The following is a 19562-nucleotide window of genomic DNA, read 5'->3' as shown; positions in this document are numbered from 1 at the left end:
CAGCGCCCGTCGCCCTAGGATCGGCTAGTGACCGGAGCGCACAATGCCGCCGGCACACGTGAGACGGGACAGGCAATGAAGAAGTTTGTTGTTCTCTACATCGCAGCTCAGTCGGCCCAGGCTCAAATGACCCAAAGTTCGCCGGAGGCCGCCCAGGAAGGCATGAAGGCCTGGATGACATGGGCCGAGCGGGCCGGGGAAGGCATTGTGGATCTGGGGACCCCGCTGGGGACCGGGAAGGACATCACGGCATCCGGCGCGTCAGAGACCACTACCGGGGTGGCCGGCTACACGATCCTCCAGGCCGATGACCTCGCCGGAGCCGAGGCCCTGCTGGACGGGCACCCGCACCTCATGATGCCTGGCGCCAGCATCCAGGTTTACGAATCCCAGGACATGCCGGGGATGTAGGCCGTTATACACGGCTAACCCTTGGGCTGCCGGCCCGGCCTGCTGCCTCGGGTCGCCGCATCAGGCCGCGTAGACCGTCACAGAAGCCGCTTTCACCACGAAGTGCACCGCCATGCCTGGAACAAGGCCCAGGTCAGCGGAGGCAGCAGGGGTAATGTCCGCGGCCAGGCTGCCGGCGCGGACGCGGACCTGGTCGCCGTGCGGCTCGAGGTCCGTGATGGTGACGGCGAACGAATTCCGGGGGCTCCCGTGTGCGTCATTGAGGAAAACGGAAACGGCCGACGGCGGGAACACCGCGACGCCGGGACTGCCCCGTTTCGCCGGCGGGCGCGGTTCTTCGGAAAGGTCCGGCTCATCGTCGTGTCCGGCGATTCTGAGTCCCCCGCTGGTCCACACCCCCGCGCCGTCAAGGGTGCCCGGAATGAAGTTCAGCCCTGCCAGCCCGGCGGCGAATGAGCTCCTGGGACGTTCCAGCACCGCCCGGGTGGGGCCTTCCTCCGCTATCCGGCCGTTTTCCAGGATGACCACCCTGTCCGCCAGCATCCATGCGTCCAGCACGTCGTGGGTGACGATGATGGCCTGGCGGCCTGCAAGGACGCGCTTGAACAGGCGGCGGAGCAGCGGGGCGGAGTGGATATCCAGGGCTTCCAGCGGCTCGTCGAGCAGGAGGAGCGCCGGATCGGCCGCGAGCGCACGGGCCACGGCCACCCGCTGGGCCTGGCCGCCGGAGAGTTGGGCTGGACGCCTTCCGGCCAGGTCTTCGGCTTCGACTTCGGCCAGCCATCGCAGCGCCTGCTCCTGCGCGCCCCGCTTGGGAACGCCGGCGCTGCGCGGCCCGAAGGAGACATTGTCCACGGCGCTCAGATGGGGGAAGAGCAGGGGTTCCTGGGCCAGCAGGGCAATGCCGCGGTGGTGCGGAGGTGCCCAGGCACGCTTTCCGCCGTCGAGGTCAAAGAGGGTCCTGCCGTTGAGTTCGGCCCGGCCGCTGTCCGGCCGCAGCAGGCCCGCGATGCTGGACAGCAGGGTGGATTTGCCGGCGCCGTTGGGCCCCATGACGGCAACGGTTTCACCCGGCCGGACCGTCAGGGACACGTCGAAACCGCGCCCGGCCACCACTGCCTGGAAGGACAGCGTCACCGGAGGCCACCGTCTGACGCTGGGGGCGCCGTCGTCCGCTGTCCTGCTCCGGAACGGCCCGCGGCCGGTCGGCCGTAGGCCAGTGCCACTACGGCGACGGCCACCGCTACCAGCACCAGGGACAGGGCGACGGCGGCATCCGGGTCCGTTTCGCGCTGCAGGTAGATTTCCAGCGGCAGGGTCCGCGTCACCCCCTGCAGGCTGCCCGCGAAGGTCAGCGTGGCGCCGAACTCGCCCAGGCTCCGCGCGAAGGAGAGGACAGCGCCCGACGCCAGTCCCGGCAGGACGAGCGGCAGCGTGACGCGCCGGAACACCGTGCCCGGCCGGGCGCCCAGGGTGGCGGCCACCGCCTCGTACCGGGAGCCTGACGTGCGCAGGGCACCTTCAAGGCTCACCACCAGGAAGGGCAGCGCCACGAACGTCTGCGCCAGGACCACCGCCGTGGTGGAGAACGCGATCTGCAGGCCGAGCACATTCAGTGTCTGCCCCAGCAGCCCCTGCCGGCCAAACGTGTACAGCAGGGCGATCCCGCCCACCACCGGCGGAAGTACCAGCGGCAGGAGCACCAGCGAGCGCAGCAGCCCCTGCAGGCGGAAAGTGTCCCGGGCAAGGACCAGGGCCAGCGGGACGCCCAGCACAACGCACAGCAGGGTGCTCGCCGCGGAGGTCCGCAGGCTCAGTCCCAGCGCCGTCAGGGACGACTCCGACGTCACCAGTGGAACGAACTGCGCCCAGTCCACGCGCAGCACCATCGCCAGCAGCGGAAGCATGACGACGACGGCAGCCAGGACTGCCAGGGCGCGGACCCAGCCGGGGATGCCGGAGTACGCCGGGCTTGGGGAGCGGAGCGGCACCAGGGGCGGCCGTACTGCCTGCTGTCCCACGTGCTTCCGGGTCATTTGCCGCCTCCGTTACCGGCCCCGGGCAGCCCGAATCCCGCAGCGGCCAGGACCTCTTGGCCCTCCGGGCCGGTTACCAGGTCCAGGAAAGCCTGCGCGGTGGCCTTGTTGCGCCCTCCGCCCACCACTGTGATGGGGTAGCTGTTGACCGCGCTCCCCGATTCCGGGAACTGAATGCCCGCCACCTTGGTCCCGGCGGCCTTGACGTCCGTGCCGTAGACCAGCCCGGCGTCTGCCTCGCCGGAGGTCACCTTGCCCAGGACGTCTGTGACCGCGTTTTCCTCACTGATCGGGGCCAGCGTCACTCCGGCCGCTTCCGCCACCTTGGCCGTGGCACTTCCACAGGGGACCTGCCTGGCACAGGTGACCAGTTTGACACCCGGCCTGGCCAGGTCAGCCAGCGAGGCGATTCCGGCCGGGTTGCCCGGCGGTACTGCGATGGCCAGGGTATTGGTGGCGAAGTCTTTCGGCGTGCCGTCCGCGAGGCCCGCGTCCTGCAGCTTCTTCATGGTGCCCGCGTCCGCCGACGCGAAGACGTCCGCGGGCGCCCCCTGGTTGATCTGGCCAGCAAGGTCCGAGGACCCGGCGAAGCTCAGGGAGACCGCGGTGCCCGGGTGTTCCGCCTCGAAAGTGCGGGCGAGCTCGGTGAAGGTGGCCTTGAGGGAGGCGGCCGCGAAAACGGTGATGGTGCCACTGGATGTGCCACCTTCACCCGCCGCTGTTCCCGGAGCCGAGCCACCTGCGGCGCAGCCGGGAAGGACGGCCAGCAGCAGCGCGGCGGCCGGCAGCACACCCAATGGAGCGATGCGTGCCCGGAATCTCGCTCCGGACCGGATGGATGCCTGGGTCATGCGGTGCCCCGGCCCTTGGGCGATTCGATGATGACCGTTGTTGCCTTGACGACGGCGGTGGCCACGGAGCCCAATTCCAGGCCCAGTTCGCGCACGGCTTCGCTGCTCATCAGCGAGACCACCCTGAAGGGCCCGCACTGCAGTTCCACCTGGGCCATGACCTTGTCCGTGATGACGTTGGTGACCAGGCCGACGAACCGGTTCCGCGCCGAGCTGGTGCCGCTTTTGGGGTCGTCGGGGAGCTGCGCCAGCTTCTGGGCATGCGCTGCCAGTTCCAGTCCGTCGACGGCAAGCCGGCCGGAGCCGTCCCGGAGCGGGGTGAGCGTTCCGTGCTCCGTCCAGCGGCGGACGGTATCGTCGCTTACGCCCAGGAACCGGGCGGCTTCAGAAACGCGGATAAGGGCCATGCGGTGATTCTAGTCCGCAAATGCGGTCTGGGTCCGTGTGGCAAGACGCAATCGAGGACCGTGGCCCTCCCGGGGCTGCCGGGCTTCCGGCCGAAGGGCGGCACTAGACTCCTCCCATGGCCATCTATATCGATCCGCCGCTGTGGCCTGCACACGGGACACACTTTTCGCATCTGGTCTCCGACGCTTCACTGGATGAACTGCACGCGTTCGCTGCCGCTGCGGGGATCCCGGAGCGGGCGTTCGACGGCGACCATTACGACGTCCCGGAACGCCGCTTTGCCGAGCTTGTGGCGGCCGGGGCGGTGTCCGTGGAGGGCAGAGTGCTGGTCCGCAAACTCATTGCCAGCGGGCTGCGGATCCCGGCCCGCCGGCGGAACAAATCGCTGAAGGTTCCCCTGCTGACCCGCTGGGAGGCGATCATGCCCGGCCATGACGCCCTGTTCCTGGACCTGTTGGACCGGTGGAGCGAGCCGCACCGCCACTACCACGGCTGCACGCACCTGCTCTCCGTCCTGGAGGCGCTGGACCTGCTCACCGAACCGGAAGAGGCGCCACGGACCGTGCTGCTGGCGGCCTGGTTCCATGACGCGGTGTACCGCGGCACGGCGGGCCAGGACGAGGAGGAGTCCGCCCGGCTTGCCGAGGATCGCCTCGCCGGAGCCGGCCTGCCGGAGGAGGAGGTGGCGGAAACGGCGCGGCTGGTCCGTCTTACGTCGGACCACCGGCCCGGACCGGGGGACGACGACGGCGCGCTCCTGTGCGACGCGGACCTTTCGGTTCTCGGCGGCGATCCGGAGGAGTACGCCCGCTACGTTGCGGCCGTGCGGAAGGATTATGCGCACATTGGTGACGCCGACTTCGCAGCCGGCCGGGCCGCCGTCGTGCGCCACCTGCTGGAACTGGACCCCCTTTTCCACCACCCGCGGGCCCTGGAACTGTGGCTGGACGCCGCGCACCGCAACCTGAAAGGCGAGCTGGCGTGAACGCACCCAGCTCCAACCCGCGGCACACGCGCTCCGCCAACGCCGCGCACCGGCAACTCCCCTTCACGGTCCGGCTTGACTGGGGGCTGGAGGGAGCCAGGACGGTGGCGCCCGGCGCGGACCTCGCGGTGGTGGTGGACGTCCTGTCCTTCAGCACCTGCGTCAGCGTGGCACTGGACAGGGGCGCTGCAGTCTTCCCGTATCCCTGGCGGGACACCAGCGCAGAGGATTTCGCCGCCCGCCACCACGCGCCGCTGGCCGGCCCCCGCGACGGCGGCGGGTTGAGTCTCTCCCCGGCAAGCCTCCGCGGTGCAGAATTTCTGGAGAAAGTGGTCCTGCCGTCCCCTAACGGTTCTGAGCTCTGCCATGCGCTGGCCAGGGACGTGCCGCTGGTCGCCGCAGTGTGCCTGCGGAACGCCGCCGCAACGGCAGACTGGATGGGCGCGAACCTTCCGGCAGAGGCGGTTGTGGCGGTGGTGGCTGCCGGTGAGCGCTGGCCGGACGGCACTCTGCGGCCAGCTGTGGAGGACCAGATCGGTGCCGGAGCGTTCATCGCCGGGCTGGTGGCCGCCGGCAAGGGCGGCTATGAGGCCGGGGACGGCCGGCACGGCTATGCGCCGGAAGCCGTGGCCGCGATGGCGGTTTATGAATCCGCCGAACCGCGGTTGCGGGAGATGCTGCAGCACTGTTCCAGCGGCCGCGAGCTGTGCGGGGCCGGCTACGCGGAGGACGTGGACATCGCCGCTGAACTGGACCAGAGCGATTCGGTGGCCATCCTGCGGGACGGGGCATTCCGGCCGCTGTAAGGGGCCGCAGCCTGCCAGGGTTTACGGATCCCGGGACCGGATGCAAAACTGCACGGATGAGCCTGCGCATCCAAGCCCTCGCCATTGATTCCACCGACCCCCGCGTTCCCGCGGCTTTTTGGGAAAAGGCGCTCGGCTGGCGCCGCACCCATGAAGAGGACGACGAGATCGTGCTGGAACCGCCGGCAGGCAGCGCCGAAGACGGCGTGCTGCCCGACCTGCTTTTCCTCCGGGTCCCGGAGCAGAAGGAGCTCAAGAACCGTCTTCACCTGGACCTGCGCCCCGAGGACCAGGACGCCGAGGTGGCAAGGCTGGAGGAGCTGGGCGCCCGTCAGGTCACGGTGGGCCAGGGTGCAGCTGCCACCTGGGTTGTCATGGCCGACCCGGACGGCAACGAGTTCTGCGTGCTGCGCGCCCGGCGGCCGGACGAATCTGCCTAACGGTAGGTGCGCACCGGGTAGTTGCTCACAAAAGGCGTACTGGTAGGCACGATCTGCTTGCCGAGCGGCATCAGGGAGACCGGGATGAGCTTGAGGTTGGCGATGGCCAGCGGGATGCCGATGATGGTCACGGCCATGGCGAACGCGGTCACCACGTGGCCGATGGCGATCCAGATCCCCGCCACCAGCAGCCAGATCACATTGCCCAGCAGCGAGAAGACACCGGTGCCGCCGGGCTTGTCCACCACCATCCGGCCAAACGGCCACAGCGTGTAGGCAGCGATCCGGAATGAGGCAATACCCCACGGGATGGTGACGATCAGCAGGCAGCAGACCACGCCTGCGAAGAAATAGCCCAGGGCCAGCCAAAAGCCGCCGAAAACCAGCCAGATGATGTTCAGAAGTGTCTTCATGCACCCATTGTGCCCCCAGCCCGCCGACAAAAAGCTGGGGGACTCCCCTGATCTTGCCCCTGAAAGCAGCGCCTAGACGGTAGCGGCGGCCTTTGCAGCCTGGACAAAGGCGCGGATCTTGGCCGGGTCCTTCACGCCGCGGGATGCTTCAACACCGGAGGAAACATCCACTCCCCACGCGTGCGCCGCCGCTGATGCCTGGCCCACATTGGCAGCATCGAGGCCGCCGGCAAGCAGCCAGTTCCGTCCCTGGAGCACTGGCAGGGCCGCCACTGAGGCGTAGTCCCAGGCCTCCCCCGAACCGGGCACCGCGGCGTCGATCAGCAGCAGGTCCTCGCCCCAGTCCTCGAACTCATCCTGGCCGGCACCCATGGTGATGGCCCTGATCAGCTTCATGCCGGCGTCGTGCACTGTTGCCACGTCCGCGCGTGTCCGCGGGCCGTGCAGCTGGATCCATTCCAGGCCTGCGGCCCGGGCAATGGCGATGGCGTCGGCCACGGGCTCATGGCGGAAAACACCGGTCGGGGAAACGCCGCTGGGTACCCCGGCCAGCAGGGAGGCCGCCTGGGACGGCGAGACCACCCGGGGGCTGGCGGTGAGGACGAATCCCACGGCATCCGCGCCGGCGTCCACGGCTTCACGCACCGATTCGGGCGTGCTGAGACCACACACTTTGACGAACATTCCCGGCTCCTTCAGGCTGTTTTCGTGTTGACCCCCCGCAGGAGAGTAGCAGGGAGAAGGCGCCGGCTGCGACGCGTGACCACCCGGGGAACTAGGCTGGGCTGATGCAGATCATCCGCTTCGCCGACCTCAAGGCCGAACCATGGCGCAATGGCGGCGGGGTGACCAGGGAAATCGCACGCCACGGCTCGGAAGACGGGGGCTGGGACTGGCGGGTGAGCATCGCGGACGTGGCCAAGGCCGGGGACTTTTCGCCGTTCCCCGGGATGGAGCGCGTCCTGACGGTCATTGAGGGTGAACTGCTGGTGCTCACCGTCGACGGCGCCGAACACGCCATGGAAAAGTACCGTCCCTTCAGGTTCGACGGCGGCGCGGCCGCCGGGGCCAAGCTGCCCACCGGGGATATAAGGGACCTGAACGTCATCGCGCGCCGGGACGCCTTCAAGGGCTACACGTCCATCATTGAGCTGTCCAAGAAACGCGCCCACCCTGTGTTTCAGGGGCAGCTCGGGGTACTGCTGCAGGGGCAGGCGAAGGCCGGCGAAAGCGGCGCCGAGCCGCTGGAGCTGGGGCGGTACGACGCCGTCGTCGGCTCGGATGCCGATTCCCCGGAGATCCTGGGCCGGGGTTTCCTTGCAGTGGTGTCGATCGACCCGGTCACAGCCCGGGGCTGAACTCTTCCACCGATACCACCGTCCCGCGCCGACGGGCTTCCTCGGCGGCGAAGACCGTGCCGTGACTGACCAGCGACTCGTCCAGCCCCGATACGACTCCTGACCAGTCTCCGGTGGCCAGTGCCCCCACCCATGCCTGCACGAGGCCCCGGTCGCCGCCCTCGTGCTTTTCGCCTTGTACCTGGGCAGCGACGGACGGCACCGTGTGGACCGTGGTTTCCCCGGTCAGGAAGTCATAGGCCGAGACGGTGCCGGCCTCGACTGTGATCTCGCCGTGGCTCCCGAAGATCCGGGTCTGCCTGGGGCCCTTGGCGGTAAAGGCCGTGGCGGTGAAAGCGGCGGTTGTGCCGTCCTCGTAGTCGATGTTCACCACCTGGTGGTCCACCACGTCATTGTCTGAGGAGTAGACGCAACGGCCGTAAGGCCCGGTTGCCAGCGCCTGCCACAGCGATTCCCGCGTACCGCCCGGATCCACCACGTCGGCAAAGTAGGCCCTCCCGGGGTCCGGCGCGGTGCCGCTCGGAGGACGGCCGGGCCCGTAGATGCGCAGGGCGGAGTAGGGGCAGCGCGGTTCGGCCGCGCAGCCGGTACACCGATCCGACGCCCCTTCCGGCGCCTCCTCCGGCCGGAAATGCGAGAGCCGGCCGAACGAGGACACCCGCAGGGGCCGGCTTCCGATAATGAAGGAGAGCCAGTCGACGTCGTGCGTGCACTTGGCCAGCAGGAAGGGACTGGACTCTTCCTCCCGCCGCCAGTTCCCCCGGACGTAGGAGTGCGCGAAATGCCAGAAACCCACCGGTTCCAGGTGCTGGACGGAGATGACCCGTCCTACTGCCCCGGCGGCGAGGAGTTGCCGCAGCAGCGCAGTCAGCGGCGTGTAGCGCAGGACGTGGCAGACGGTTGCCCTGATCCCCGATTCCCGCTGCAGCCGGGCCAGCTCCACGCAGCCGGCGGGGTCCGTGGCAATGGGCTTCTCGAGGAGGACCGGGTAGCCGTGGGTTGCGGCCGCCGCAAAGGGCCCTCCGTGCTCACGGTCGGGAGTGGCAATGATGATGCCGTCAGCCGGCAGCCGGGTGCGGAGCATGGCCTGCCAGTCCTCGAAAAGGCCCGCCTCCGGAACTCCAAGCTCCGCTGCGATGCGTTCGCGCAGCATGCGGCGCGGTTCCGCGACTCCCACCACGGCGGCCCGGCCGGTACCCACGGCAAGCCGGGCATAGGCGGAGCCGCGTGCACCGGCGCCGGCGATGAGGAGGCGCACTGGTGGCCCGGGCGCTTGGGCGGACGACGGCGGTGCCTCCACGGTCAGCCGGCGTCGGGATCGGCGAGCCATTCCAGCGCAACGGCCGCCGTCCAGGACTGGTCCATGCTGCCGAGCGGCTCGCCCGTAAACGGTTCGTAGTACTCGGCGAAATGGCCTTCCATCAGCTGGTCAAGGGACGCTTGGCGCAGCCGCCGGTACCTTGCCTCGTCGCCGCGCCTGCGCAGGCAGCTGGCCAGGTACCAGTTCATCACCGGCCAGACCGGTCCCCGCCAATATTGCCGGGGTTTGAGGCCCGCATAGGTGGTGGAGGTTGACGCGGGCAGCGGGAAGGCCAGGCGCGGGTCGCCGGTCCAGTCCGGCCCTTCAAAGACCTCCAGCTGCCGCCCCAGCAGGGTGTCGTCCGCGGTGGAGATGAGCGGAGCGAACCCTGCCATGGTGGGCAGCCCGATCCAGTCCCCGGCCAGCACGTCGCGGTCGCGCGCCAGCCCTGTCTGTTCGTCCACGGTGGCGTCCACTCCGTCCCGGAACTCCCGGGCCCACTCCCGCAACCGGGGCGCATCCCCGCGCAGGCCGGCATGTTCTGCCAGCACGGCCAGGTCCTCGTTGGCCGCCGCGAAGATCGCCGACATGAAAACGTCCTTGACCTGGAAGGCCATCACGCCGGGCAGCCGGGCATCGTCGAACCGGACGTCGGCCATCTGCTGCACCAGCCACAGGTAGCGGCTGTATTCCTCATCGCTGGGCCGCTGGCTGCGGTCGGTGACCTTCAACGTGTCCGTGCGGACAAAGGGCTCCATCTTCCCGGGCCGGACACGGGAATATGGCCCGTCGAACCGTGGCGAGTTATCCATTCCGGACTCCCAGCCATGGTAGATCGTGAGCAGTCCGGAACCGTCGGCGCCGCGGCTGTTGCGGAGCCAGGCATGCCAGCGGATCCACTGCGGCAGGGTCCGCCGGGTGAATTCCTCGGCGAGCCTGGCATCCCCGCCGCCCGCCGCCGTCGCGCGTTCCACGATGCGGCGCAGCAGCGTCGCATGCACAGGTGGCTGGCAAATGCCGCTGGACTGCACGCCCTCGGGTGATGCTCCGCGGGTTCCCCACCGCTCCACGTCCGGGAAGTAGCCCGGGACATCGGAGAAGACGATGTGCGGGATCATTCCGCTGTCCCACTGCGCCGCGATGAGGTGGTCGAGCTCCTGCAGGGCCCGGGCCACGCTTACGGTGGACAGGCCGGTGGCAACGAAGGCCGCGTCCCAGCTCCACATGTGCGGATAGAGGTTCGGCGCGGCGGTGACCATGGTGCCAAGGTCATTCGCGGCCAGGACAGCCCTGGCCCGCTGCTCCATATCCTCCAGGTTCCGGAGCGGATACGCGTCTGCGTCCGCGTCTGCGCTCATGCCGTCAGCCCCAATTGGGTTTCGGTGTCGAAAAAGCGGAGGGCGCTTTGCTCGAAGCGCAGCCCCACCTTGTCTCCTGCGGAGACCCGCGCCGTGGAGGAAACCTGGACCTTGACGGTTTGGCCGCCCATGTCCACTGTCAGCAGGGTGGCGTGCCCGAGCGGCTCCACCACCTCCACGGCGGCGTCCAGCGACCCCTCCGAACCGCGCTGGGCCAGTGCGATGTTCTCTGCCCGGATGCCCACCATGACCGGCGTGCCGCCGGTGCGTGCTGCTGCCCGGGCCAGGAATTCGGGGGCCGCGATGCTCTGACCGCCGACTTCCAGGGCGCCCTGCTGGGAGATACGGCCGTCCAGGAAATTCATGGGCGGTGAGCCGATGAAGCCGCCCACGAAACGGTCTGCGGGCTCCTCGTAGACGGTGAGCGGATGGCCAAGCTGGGCGATCTGGCCCTTCTTCATCACCGCGACCCGGTCCGAGAGGCTCATTGCTTCCACCTGGTCGTGGGTGACGTACAGGGTGGTGGAACCGAGCTGCTGGACGATCTTCTTCAGTTCGGCGCGGAAGTCGAGTCGAAGCAGGGCGTCGAGGTTGGACAGGGGCTCATCCATGAGCAGCACATCGGCGTCCATGACGATGGCCCTGGCAACGGCGACGCGTTGCCGCTGGCCGCCTGAAAGCTGCGCCGGGTACCGGTCCAGATAGGGGCTGAGCTGCAGCAGGTCCGCCGCCCATGCCACCTTCCGCTCCATTTCCTCCCGCGGGACCTTCTTCATCATCAGCCCGAAGCCGATGTTGGTCCGGACCATGCGGTGCGGGAACACGGCATAGGACTGGAACACCATGGAGAGGTTACGGTCCTGGGGCGGCAGGTAGGTCACGTCCCTGCCGCCGATGGAGATGCTGCCCTGGTCCGGGAAATCCAGGCCCGCCACCATGCGCAGCAGGGTGGTCTTCCCGCACCCCGAAGGCCCCAGCAGCACCATGAACTCGCCTTCCGCCACCTCGAGCGAGACGTTGTTCGTGGCCAGCTCGGTGCTGCCCGGATAGGTCTTGTGAAGACCCTTGATGGAGATGTCAGCCATGGGACAGCCTCTCTGGGACGCAATCAGCGGATGGTGGAGCCCCACATGTTGGTGAGGTAGCGGCGCATGAAGAAGATGAAGATCAGTGCCGGGAGCACCAGCAGGAAGCCGCCGGCGAAGCGGTAGGCAAGTGGTGATTCAGCAAGGGAGCTGAGGACCTGGGCGGGCAGGGTGCGCTGGTTCAGTGTCAGGATCGACGCCCCCAGGACTTCATTCCAGGACATCACGAACGTGAAGATCGATGCCGCGGCGATGCCCGGCACAGCCATGGGCAGGACCACCTTGAGGAAGGCCTGCAAAGGGCTGCAGCCGAAGATCCGCGCGGCCTCCTCGACGTCGCGGGGAACGCCGAGGAAGACGGAGGCGGTGATCAGGATGGTTGTGGGCAGGGCCAGGGCCGTGTGGAGCAGGACGACGGCGGGCACGGTGTCGTACAGTCCCGTCTGCAGGAAGAGCTGCGCCAGGGGCACCGAGAGCACCACGATGGGCAACGCCCGGGTGAAAAGCAGGAAGAGCTGGTACGGATCCCTGCCGCGGAACGCGAACCGCGCCACGGCGTACCCGGCCGGGACGCCGATGATCAGCGACAACACGAGGGTGAACACGCCCACCTGCACCGAGTTGATCAGGCCGCCGAGGATGCCCGTGGACTGCAGGAACGTCTGCATGGTCTCGGTGGAGAAGTTGTCCGGGATGAAGCTGAGCGGAAACTTCTGCAGCGATTGCCGGCTGGACATGGCGGCCAGGGCGATCAGGTAGATCGGCAGGGCCATGAAGAGGGTGATCAGGATGCAGGCCACCTGGAGCAGCACCCTGTTCCGGCGTTGCCGTGCCAGGGGCCTGCGGTCCACCTCAGGCTCGTGGCCGGCAGCCGGTTCCGCGGCCTTGGATGTGGTTGCGTGGCTCATTGCGGGGCCTCCGACTGGTCCCTCAGGAGTTTCAGGTACCCGACAGCCGTCACCATGGACACGGCCATGACCACCAACGCCAGCGCCGACGCCACGTTGGGATCCTGCAGGCCGGTGTACCAGCGGTAGGTCTCACCGACCACCAGCGGGAAGTTCTGGCCGGTGAGGGCAAGTGCTACGGCGAAGGTCTGGAAGGCGAGGATGGTCCTCAGGATCAAGGCCGTTTGGAGGCTGGGGCGCAGCAGTGGCAAGGTCACGTGCCACAGCCGGTTCCAGAAGCTGGCGCCGAAGACGCCGGCCGCCTCCTCGTAATCCTTTGGAATGGACTGCAGCCCGGCCACGACAATCACGAACACCAGCGACGTGGCGCGCCAGACCTCCGCGATCAGCACGGCGCCGAACATCGAGGGGTAGTTGTCATAGGCGAGCCAGGCGACGGGCTGCAGGCCCACGGACGCAAGAAGGGAGTTGAGGTAGCCACGGTCCGTGAAGACCGTCAGCCAGACCAGGCCGGCGGCGAGGTCGCTGACCGCCAGCGGGATGGCCCAGATGTAGAAGTAGGCCGAGGCGCCCCGCGGTTTGGCCCGGATCAGCAGGGCCATCGCCAGGGCCAGGACAAACTGGATGGGGATCATCACCACGATGAGCAGCAGGGTGTTGCCCACGGATGACCAGAAGTAGGGGTCCTGGGACATGCGGGTGAAGTTCGCCGTCGTCAATCCCTCCGGGCCGCCGAACGCCTGCAGGAAGCCGCTGACCATCGGCCAGCCGAAGAGCAGCGTCATGAACACGATCGACGGGGCAATCAGCAGCAGGGCGGCGGAGTTTCCTTTCCTCCTCGGCGCACCGCTTTTCGGACCGGCAGGGGCAACCTGCGGCCTGGCATCCGCCGGCGCGGCCATCAAGCGACCTTGCAGGGGGACGCCTTGGGATCCGGCGCCCAGCACGGGACATTGAGGGTGTCCATGATCTTGGCCAGCTCCGCTCCCTGCCGGTCCAGCGTCGCCTTGACGTCCGCGTTGTTCAGGCAGATCTCCTGGAAGCAGTTCTTGAACAGCTGGGAGACCTGGGGGTCCTTGTCGCCCAGGCCCACCGGGGGCAGTGCGAGCAGCGCATCGGAGGCCTCCTGTTGTGCCTTGACAGCCTTCGCTTCAAGAGCCACGCCGCCGGGGAGGTCGCCGCTGATATCCGTCTTCACAACGGGGAAGAAGGCGTTGGATTTCAGTGTTTCGATCTGTGCCTCAGGCTTGGACAGCGCCTTGATGAGTTCAAAGGCTTTGTCCTTCTCCGGTGAACCCTTCGGTACCGCCATGCCGCCGACAATCAGGAGGTAGCCCTTGCCTTTGGGCCCGGATGGTGCGGGAACCATCTGCCAGTCGTCCGGTTTGTCCTTGACTGCCGTAATGAGGCGCGCCACGTGATCCCAGGCCACCATGACCTCGCCGTTGGCCAGGGGTTCCTGCATGAAGTCGTAGTTGGTGGAGGCCGGGTTCGTGTTGGCCCAGAGCTCCCGCATATATGTCCAGGCGTTGACGGCGTCCTGGTTGCGGAACGTGGTGATTTGCCCGCCGGTAAAGCTGGGCAGGAGGAAGCCCTGGTAGAAGCGGTGGTGGAGGCCCTTGGGACCGGCCGGAAGCCCAAACACGGGCCGCCCGTTGGCCGATTTGGCGGCCTTCGCCCACTCCAGGTACTGGTCGTAGGTGAGTTTGTTGACATCCGCTCCCGATGGCAGCCACTGAAGCGCCTTCTTGTTGACCGCAAGGACGTAGGTCGCCTGGATCCAGGGGATGTACCGGGGAACGTCGGTGCCGAGCTTGGCCAGATCTGCCACGTCCTTGGAGTAGCCGGCCGAGGACAAATCGTTCATCAGCGAACTAAGGTCCTCCAGCTGGGAAGCGAAGGGGGCGAGGTCGCCGTGCAGCCCTCCGGCGATTCCCACCTCCACCTTTCCGGCCGCGAGCTGGGACTTCAGGGTGGTATTGAAGACGCCCGTATCAACAGGGTTGTAGGCCACGCTGATGTCCCCTGCAAATTTCTTGAGGGTGGCCTCATACTTCTGGCGCTCCTCCACGGGGGAGAACTGCGTGGAGAGGAAGCTGACCGAGCCCTTGCCGCCACTTCCGCTGGTATTCACCCCGCAGGCCGCAAGCACCGGGCCGGCAGCCAAAGCTGCAAGGCCCCCCTTCAGCATGGCCCGTCGGCTGACGCCACGGTGGTCAAGAACGGACATGAGAGCCTCCTGGGGTGAAGGGCTGCTACGTTTTTGTCTGATGATCGATCATAATTGTGTGATACAGATCACGTCAATGACGGATGCGCAACCCTGCGCGCCGCAGTCGAAAGGACGCCTGCCGCATGGCGGAGTACCGGACCCAGTACCGGACCCTCGTGGGCGAGCCCGCCCAGCCGTCGGTGGGCCCGGCCACCAGCGCCGGCCATCTCCTCCAGCTGCTGCGCTCGAACGCGGCGGGATACAGCCGCGCAGACCTGCTGGAGATCACCGGCATGGCGCGGTCCACCCTGTACGAGCGGCTCGATGCGCTCTTTGCGGCAGGCCTCGTCTATGAGTCCACCCCCCTTCGGGCGCAGCGCGGCAGGCCGCCCCGCTCGCTCCGGTTCGATGACCGGCACAAGATTGTGGTGTGCCTGGAGATCGGCCACACCCACGCCGGAATCCACCTCCTGTCCCTGAGCAGGGAGGTGGTCGCGTCAGCGCGCATCCCCGCGGAGATCGGGCAGTCCCAGGAAGTGGTGGTTGGCCAGGTGGTCGGCGAGGCCCTCCGGCTGCTCCATGGCCGGCAGCCGGTGGGCGCAGGAGTAGGGCTGCCCGCTCCGGTTGACCCCCTCCACCGCCTGGGCCTGGAGCGGACTGTCCTCGCCCATTGGGACTTGCAGCTTTTGCAGGAGGTGATGGAGTCCAGGCTCGACTGCCCGGTGCTGCTGGAAAACGATGCCCGGTCGATGGCCGTCGGAGAGGTCCGCGGCCCCCTTGACTCCCTTGTCGCGGTGAAGGTCAGTACCGGGATCGGCTCCGGCATCATCGTCCGCGGTGCCTTGGTCCGGGGCGCCCACGGTGCTGCCGGGGACATCGGTCATGTCCGCGTCCCTGAGGCAGCGGGGTGCCTGTGCCGGTGCGGCAGGGACGGTTGCCTGGCGGCAGTGGCTTCCGGACGTGCGCTGCTGGCGGCCCCAGGATTTGCGCACTACCGGACCTTGCGCGGGCTGGTTGATGCGGCGGGCAGCGATCCGGACGTCCGCGCAGCCGTCGCAGAGGCCGGACGGGTGCTCGGACGGGCGCTCGCGGCCGTGGTGGGGACGCTCAACCCCGGCCGGGTGGCGGTGGGCGGGCTGGTGGGTGTCCTCCCTGAATTCCTGCAGGCGTGCCGGCAGGAGATTCTCACCAACGCCTTTGAACCTTCCCTGGTGGATCTGGAGATCGTCCCCGCGGACAGCCGCAGGGCCACAGCCGCGGGTCTTTGCCGGCTCGTGGAGGAGAGCCTTTATGCACCGGAGCGGGTTGAACAGCTGCTGCAGCGCGCGGGCTGAGAGCGGAACCAAGGAGGCGGAACCGACCCTGGTGAGGTTGGGCACCAAGGTGGCCGCCCGCCGTCGGACGTTGCTACGCTGGAAGCCAAGGCTCCACCCCGAGCCTCCGGACGACGGTTCAGTACCCGGCACGCGACAAGACTGGCCAAAGGATCGGATCATGTCGTGGTTAATCCTCGTTCTTTCCGGCGCCCTTGAGGCCGTCTGGGCGGCCGCCCTCCACCGCGCCTCCAAGGCTTCCGGCCGCCGCCGCCTCGCCCCCGCCGCGCTCTTCCTGGTGGCCGTCGCGGCGAGCACCGGCGGCCTGGCCGTGGCGATGCAGTCCATTCCCACCGGCACGGCCTACGCGGTCTGGGTGGGAGTGGGCGTGGTCCTGACATCCGCCTACGCGATGGTCACCAGGGTGGAACGTCCCACGGCGGCGCGCCTGCTGTTGCTGTCCGGCATCGCCGCGTGCGTGGTTGGCCTGAAGGTGGTGGCGTGATGATGAAGCGCCCGCTTCCCTGGCTGGTGCTCCTGGCCTCCGCTGTCCTCGAAGCTGTCTGGGCCACAGCCCTGGGCCTGTCAGACGGTTTCAGCCGGCCCCTGCCCACGCTCATCTTCGCCGTCACCGCAACCCTGAGCATGCTGGGCCTGGGCATGGCCATCCGGAGCATCCCGTTGGGCACCGCCTACGCCATCTGGGTGGGCATCGGTGCCGCGCTGACCGTCGGCTGGGCCATGGCCACCGGCGTGGAACCCTTCAGTGTGGTGAAGCTGCTGTTCATCGCGGGGATCGTGGGCTGCGCCGCGGGGCTGAAGGCGCTGCCTGCCACGGACCACGCCGCTGATAAACCCGCGGAGCCTGCGCGCCACTGATGCCGGCGGTTTAGGCTTTTCCCATGGACTCCCCCGAGATCACCCACGCCGTCGACGCACTGCGGCGCCGGATAGTGCCCGGAGCGCGCACCATCCTGGGGATCGCCGGGGCGCCAGGGTCCGGAAAATCCACCTTTGCGGCGTGGCTGCAGGAGCAGTTCAGCCCCGGAACCTCTGTGGTGGTGCCCATGGACGGCTTCCATCTGGGCAACGCCATCATCGAGGGGACCCCGCTTCGGCAGCGTAAGGGCGCCATTGATACGTTCGACGGCGGCGGCTACCTTTCGCTGCTGCGCCGCCTGGTGCGCAGGGACGAGGCAGTGGTGTACGCGCCGGAGTTCCGCCGCACCCTGGACGAACCAGTGGCGGCCTCCATTGCCGTGCCGGCCGACGTCCCTCTGGTCATCACCGAGGGCAACTACCTGCTGGCGGACCAGGAGCCGTGGAAAGAGGTCAGGGCGCAGCTGGACGAGGTGTGGTTCCTTGAAACCCCGCCCGCGCTCCGGCTGCAGCGGCTGGTGGACCGGCACATGGCATTCGGGATGGACCGCGAGGCAGCAACCGCCTGGGCCACCGGACCCGACGAAGCAAATGCCCGCCTGATCCAGGCCACCCGCCCGGCCGCGCACCGCACCATCCCCTGGCTGTAACCGAACTTTTGCAAGAGCAGGAAAAGAACAGGAGCACCCATGACAAACGCACCCACTGACCGCGGCCACACTGTCCAGCTCGGCGACGGCCTGGCCGTCAGCCCCCTTGGATTCGGGGGCATGGCCCTCACCCCCGTGTACGGCGAAGTGGACCCGGCCGAGGCACTGCGGACGCTGCACCACGCCGTCGACGCCGGCGTCAACTTCATCGACACCGCGGACATCTACGGCGGCGGCAGCAACGAGGAGCTGATTTCCCAGCTGCTCAAGGACCGGCGGGACGAAGTCCAGTTGGCCACCAAATTCGCCCTGGTGGGGACTCCGACCGACGGCTACACGGACATCCGGGGTGATGCCCAGTACGTCCGCCAGGCGGTGGAACGGAGCCTGCAGCGGCTGGGCACCGACGTCATCGACCTCTACTACATGCACCGCCGGGACGTCCGGGTCCCCATCGAGGAAACCGTCGGCGCCATGGCTGAACTGGTGAAGCAGGGCAAGGTCAAGCACCTGGGCCTGTCCGAAGTGACCGCCCGGGAACTGCAGGACGCCGCAGCGGTCCACCCGATCGCCGCGGTCCAAAGCGAGTGGTCCATCTGGAGCCGGGACGTGGAAGGCCACGTTGTTCCCGCCGCGGCCGGCCTGGGAGTGGGCTTTGTCCCCTATTCCCCGCTGGGACGCGGCTTCCTCACCGGAACGGTTGATACCGCAAGCCTGGGCGAGAAGGACTTCAGGCGGAACATTCCCCGCTTTGCCCCGGACGCCGCAAACGCCAACCAGGCTGTAGTGGACGCCGTCCGGGCAGTGGCGGACCAGTTGGCTGCCACACCGGCACAGGTGGCCCTGGCCTGGCTGTTCGCCCAGGGCAAACGGCTCGGTTTGCCGGTGGTTCCCATTCCGGGCACCCGCAAGGCCGCGCGGATCGACGAGAACCTTGGCGCCCTGGACCTGGACCTCAGCCCGGAGCACCTCGAAGCCCTGGATGCGGCTTCGGACGCCGTCGTCGGCTCACGTTCGGCGGACCCCAAGTGGGTGTCACAGGGGCGGGAATAGGGCGCCTTCCTTCAGAGCCAACAACCGCACATTTGACCACCACCCTTTAGGAGCCCCATGCCTGCCATCGTGCACTTCGAAGTCCGGATCGACCCCGCGCACCGCGACGACGCCGCCAAATACCTGTCCGAAACGCTCGCTGCCACGCGAGCCTGGCCCGGCAACCAAGGCATAGAAGCGCTGGTGGACGACGCCGACCCCTGCCACATCCTGGTGGTGGAAACCTGGGCCACCACCCAGGACCATGCCGACTACGCTGCGTGGCGGACCACGCCGGAAGGCAAAAGCGCGCTGCACGAAATCCTCGCCGCGCCGCCGTCCAAGCAGCTCTACTCCACCACCCTGCCGCTCGACCTGTAGCCCATCCCTAGACTGAAGCCCATGGACTCACTTCTCTACGACCTGCCGGCCCTCACCATCCGCAGCATCTCCGTCAGCGACATGGACAACAATGTCTACCTGCTGACTGCCAAGGAGAGCGGCGCGCAGCTGTTGATCGACGCCGCTGACGACCTTCCCGCCATCCGGCAGTTGCTCGCGGATGGGGCCCGCGACACTGCTGCCAGGCCTCGGCTTGCCCTGATCGCCACCACGCACCAGCATTGGGACCACGTGCGGGCGCTGAAGGAACTGGTGGACGCCACCGGGGCCCGGACAGCGGCGGGGGCGGACGACGCCGGTGCGTTGCCTGTTCCCGTGGACGTGCGGCTTAGCCACGGGGACGTCGGCAAATTCGACGGCTTCGACGTGACCGCCGTGCACCTGCGGGGGCACACCCCCGGCTCGATCGCGTTCGTGTACCAGGACCCGGACGGGCCGGCGCACATCTTCTCCGGGGACTCGCTGTTCCCGGGCGGGGTGGGCAACACCCAGCAGGACCCGGAGCGGTTCAACCAGCTCCTGTCCGATGTCACAGAACGGTTGTTCGACGCCTACCCGGATACCGCCGTCGTGCATCCCGGGCACGGCAAGCCCACCACCCTGGGTGCCGAACGGCCGCACCTCGAGGAGTGGCGGGCCCGCGGCTGGTAGCGGCTGAAGACACAAAAACGGCGGGCTCAACCATGTGGTTGAGCCCGCCGTTTCATTGCCTGGC

At 68.0% G+C, this 19562-nt stretch carries 24 protein-coding genes and 1 riboswitch; of the genes, 12 read left to right on the top strand and 12 right to left on the bottom strand.

Going from position 1 to position 19562, the window contains the following annotated elements; translation table 11 throughout:
* The first annotated feature begins 27 nt into the window (after window positions 1-27).
* Window positions 28-411, top strand: coding sequence for a hypothetical protein (locus tag QFZ57_RS07055; protein ID WP_306899063.1), 384 nt, complete (start codon window positions 28-30; stop codon window positions 409-411).
* Window positions 412-471: 60 nt separating this feature from the next.
* On the opposite strand, the gene QFZ57_RS07050 is transcribed toward QFZ57_RS07055, so the two are convergent.
* From QFZ57_RS07050 to QFZ57_RS07035, 4 genes are read right to left on the bottom strand one after another with little or no spacing between them, the layout of a single operon-like run.
* Complete coding sequence (locus tag QFZ57_RS07050; protein ID WP_306899062.1) at window positions 472-1548, bottom strand: sulfate/molybdate ABC transporter ATP-binding protein; 1077 nt, start codon at window positions 1546-1548, stop codon at window positions 472-474.
* The gene (locus QFZ57_RS07045; protein ID WP_306899061.1) at window positions 1545-2447 is read right to left on the bottom strand and encodes an ABC transporter permease; all 903 of its coding nucleotides are present in this window, start codon (window positions 2445-2447) and stop codon (window positions 1545-1547) included. The genes QFZ57_RS07050 and QFZ57_RS07045 overlap by 4 nt, the downstream gene beginning before the upstream one ends.
* A complete protein-coding gene (gene modA, locus QFZ57_RS07040; RefSeq protein WP_306899059.1) occupies window positions 2444-3298 on the bottom strand; it encodes a molybdate ABC transporter substrate-binding protein in 855 nt (284 codons plus the stop codon). Before modA ends, QFZ57_RS07045 begins: the two co-directional genes overlap by 4 nt.
* Window positions 3295-3705, bottom strand: a complete 411-nt coding sequence (locus tag QFZ57_RS07035; RefSeq protein ID WP_306629738.1) for a TOBE domain-containing protein — start codon at window positions 3703-3705, stop codon at window positions 3295-3297. The genes modA and QFZ57_RS07035 overlap by 4 nt, the downstream gene beginning before the upstream one ends.
* Before the next feature lie 116 nt (window positions 3706-3821).
* On the opposite strand from QFZ57_RS07035, the gene QFZ57_RS07030 reads away from it, so the two are divergent.
* From QFZ57_RS07030 to QFZ57_RS07020, 3 genes are read left to right on the top strand one after another with little or no spacing between them, the layout of a single operon-like run.
* Window positions 3822-4691: a DUF4031 domain-containing protein gene (locus QFZ57_RS07030; RefSeq protein WP_306899057.1), complete on the top strand. Its 870-nt coding sequence runs from the start codon at window positions 3822-3824 to the stop codon at window positions 4689-4691.
* Window positions 4688-5497: a 2-phosphosulfolactate phosphatase gene (locus tag QFZ57_RS07025; RefSeq protein ID WP_306899055.1), complete on the top strand. Its 810-nt coding sequence runs from the start codon at window positions 4688-4690 to the stop codon at window positions 5495-5497. The genes QFZ57_RS07030 and QFZ57_RS07025 overlap by 4 nt, the downstream gene beginning before the upstream one ends.
* A 56-nt stretch (window positions 5498-5553) precedes the next feature.
* Window positions 5554-5937: a VOC family protein gene (locus tag QFZ57_RS07020; RefSeq protein WP_306629735.1), complete on the top strand. Its 384-nt coding sequence runs from the start codon at window positions 5554-5556 to the stop codon at window positions 5935-5937.
* Here QFZ57_RS07020 and QFZ57_RS07015 read toward each other — a convergent pair.
* A complete protein-coding gene (locus QFZ57_RS07015) occupies window positions 5934-6350 on the bottom strand; it encodes a YccF domain-containing protein (RefSeq protein WP_306629733.1) in 417 nt (138 codons plus the stop codon). The genes QFZ57_RS07020 and QFZ57_RS07015 overlap by 4 nt on opposite strands.
* A 72-nt stretch (window positions 6351-6422) precedes the next feature.
* Complete coding sequence (locus QFZ57_RS07010) at window positions 6423-7034, bottom strand: phosphoribosylanthranilate isomerase (RefSeq protein ID WP_306899051.1); 612 nt, start codon at window positions 7032-7034, stop codon at window positions 6423-6425.
* Between the two features lie 104 nt (window positions 7035-7138).
* Between QFZ57_RS07010 and QFZ57_RS07005 the strand changes: the two genes are divergently transcribed.
* Window positions 7139-7708, top strand: coding sequence for a HutD/Ves family protein (locus QFZ57_RS07005; protein WP_306629731.1), 570 nt, complete (start codon window positions 7139-7141; stop codon window positions 7706-7708).
* Here QFZ57_RS07005 and QFZ57_RS07000 read toward each other — a convergent pair.
* The 6 genes from QFZ57_RS07000 to QFZ57_RS06975 are packed head-to-tail and all read right to left on the bottom strand — an operon-like array spanning window position 7692 to window position 14589.
* Window positions 7692-9038 carry a Gfo/Idh/MocA family protein gene (locus tag QFZ57_RS07000; RefSeq protein ID WP_306899049.1) on the bottom strand — a complete coding sequence of 449 codons (1347 nt, stop codon included), beginning with the start codon at window positions 9036-9038 and terminating at the stop codon, window positions 7692-7694. The genes QFZ57_RS07005 and QFZ57_RS07000 overlap by 17 nt on opposite strands.
* The gene (gene ggh / locus QFZ57_RS06995; protein WP_306899047.1) at window positions 9011-10366 is read right to left on the bottom strand and encodes a glucosylglycerate hydrolase; all 1356 of its coding nucleotides are present in this window, start codon (window positions 10364-10366) and stop codon (window positions 9011-9013) included. The genes QFZ57_RS07000 and ggh overlap by 28 nt, the downstream gene beginning before the upstream one ends.
* A complete protein-coding gene (locus QFZ57_RS06990; RefSeq protein ID WP_306899045.1) occupies window positions 10363-11451 on the bottom strand; it encodes an ABC transporter ATP-binding protein in 1089 nt (362 codons plus the stop codon). Before QFZ57_RS06990 ends, ggh begins: the two co-directional genes overlap by 4 nt.
* A gap of 23 nt (window positions 11452-11474) precedes the next feature.
* Window positions 11475-12359, bottom strand: coding sequence for a carbohydrate ABC transporter permease (locus QFZ57_RS06985; protein ID WP_306629727.1), 885 nt, complete (start codon window positions 12357-12359; stop codon window positions 11475-11477).
* Window positions 12356-13261 carry a carbohydrate ABC transporter permease gene (locus tag QFZ57_RS06980; RefSeq protein WP_306629726.1) on the bottom strand — a complete coding sequence of 302 codons (906 nt, stop codon included), beginning with the start codon at window positions 13259-13261 and terminating at the stop codon, window positions 12356-12358. The genes QFZ57_RS06985 and QFZ57_RS06980 overlap by 4 nt, the downstream gene beginning before the upstream one ends.
* The gene (locus tag QFZ57_RS06975; protein ID WP_306899042.1) at window positions 13261-14589 is read right to left on the bottom strand and encodes an ABC transporter substrate-binding protein; all 1329 of its coding nucleotides are present in this window, start codon (window positions 14587-14589) and stop codon (window positions 13261-13263) included. Before QFZ57_RS06975 ends, QFZ57_RS06980 begins: the two co-directional genes overlap by 1 nt.
* 125 nt (window positions 14590-14714) lie before the next feature.
* Between QFZ57_RS06975 and QFZ57_RS06970 the strand changes: the two genes are divergently transcribed.
* The 7 genes from QFZ57_RS06970 (at window position 14715) to QFZ57_RS06940 (ending at window position 19498) form a co-directional block, all read left to right on the top strand.
* Entirely contained in the window at window positions 14715-15905 is a 1191-nt protein-coding gene (locus QFZ57_RS06970; protein WP_306899039.1) for an ROK family transcriptional regulator, read from the top strand.
* A gap of 84 nt (window positions 15906-15989) precedes the next feature.
* Window positions 15990-16055, top strand: a riboswitch (guanidine-III (ykkC-III) riboswitch).
* A 10-nt stretch (window positions 16056-16065) separates the two neighbouring features.
* Window positions 16066-16389, top strand: coding sequence for a DMT family transporter (locus QFZ57_RS06965; RefSeq protein WP_306629723.1), 324 nt, complete (start codon window positions 16066-16068; stop codon window positions 16387-16389).
* Window positions 16389-16763 carry a DMT family transporter gene (locus tag QFZ57_RS06960; protein WP_306632451.1) on the top strand — a complete coding sequence of 125 codons (375 nt, stop codon included), beginning with the start codon at window positions 16389-16391 and terminating at the stop codon, window positions 16761-16763. The genes QFZ57_RS06965 and QFZ57_RS06960 overlap by 1 nt, the downstream gene beginning before the upstream one ends.
* Window positions 16764-16786: 23 nt before the next feature.
* Window positions 16787-17413, top strand: coding sequence for a nucleoside/nucleotide kinase family protein (locus QFZ57_RS06955; RefSeq protein ID WP_306899037.1), 627 nt, complete (start codon window positions 16787-16789; stop codon window positions 17411-17413).
* 39 nt (window positions 17414-17452) lie between these two features.
* A complete protein-coding gene (locus tag QFZ57_RS06950; RefSeq protein WP_306629720.1) occupies window positions 17453-18466 on the top strand; it encodes an aldo/keto reductase in 1014 nt (337 codons plus the stop codon).
* 57 nt (window positions 18467-18523) lie between these two features.
* Window positions 18524-18826, top strand: coding sequence for a putative quinol monooxygenase (locus tag QFZ57_RS06945; RefSeq protein ID WP_306899034.1), 303 nt, complete (start codon window positions 18524-18526; stop codon window positions 18824-18826).
* Between the two features lie 21 nt (window positions 18827-18847).
* On the top strand, window positions 18848-19498 hold the full coding sequence (locus QFZ57_RS06940) for an MBL fold metallo-hydrolase (protein ID WP_306899032.1): 651 nt from the start codon (window positions 18848-18850) through the stop codon (window positions 19496-19498).
* Window positions 19499-19562 lie beyond the last annotated feature (64 nt).

Source organism: Arthrobacter sp. B1I2 (genome assembly GCF_030816485.1).
GTDB lineage: Bacteria > Actinomycetota > Actinomycetes > Actinomycetales > Micrococcaceae > Arthrobacter.
The sequence above is the reverse complement of the archived record's forward strand: the minus strand, read 5'-3'. Positions and strand labels throughout refer to the sequence as shown.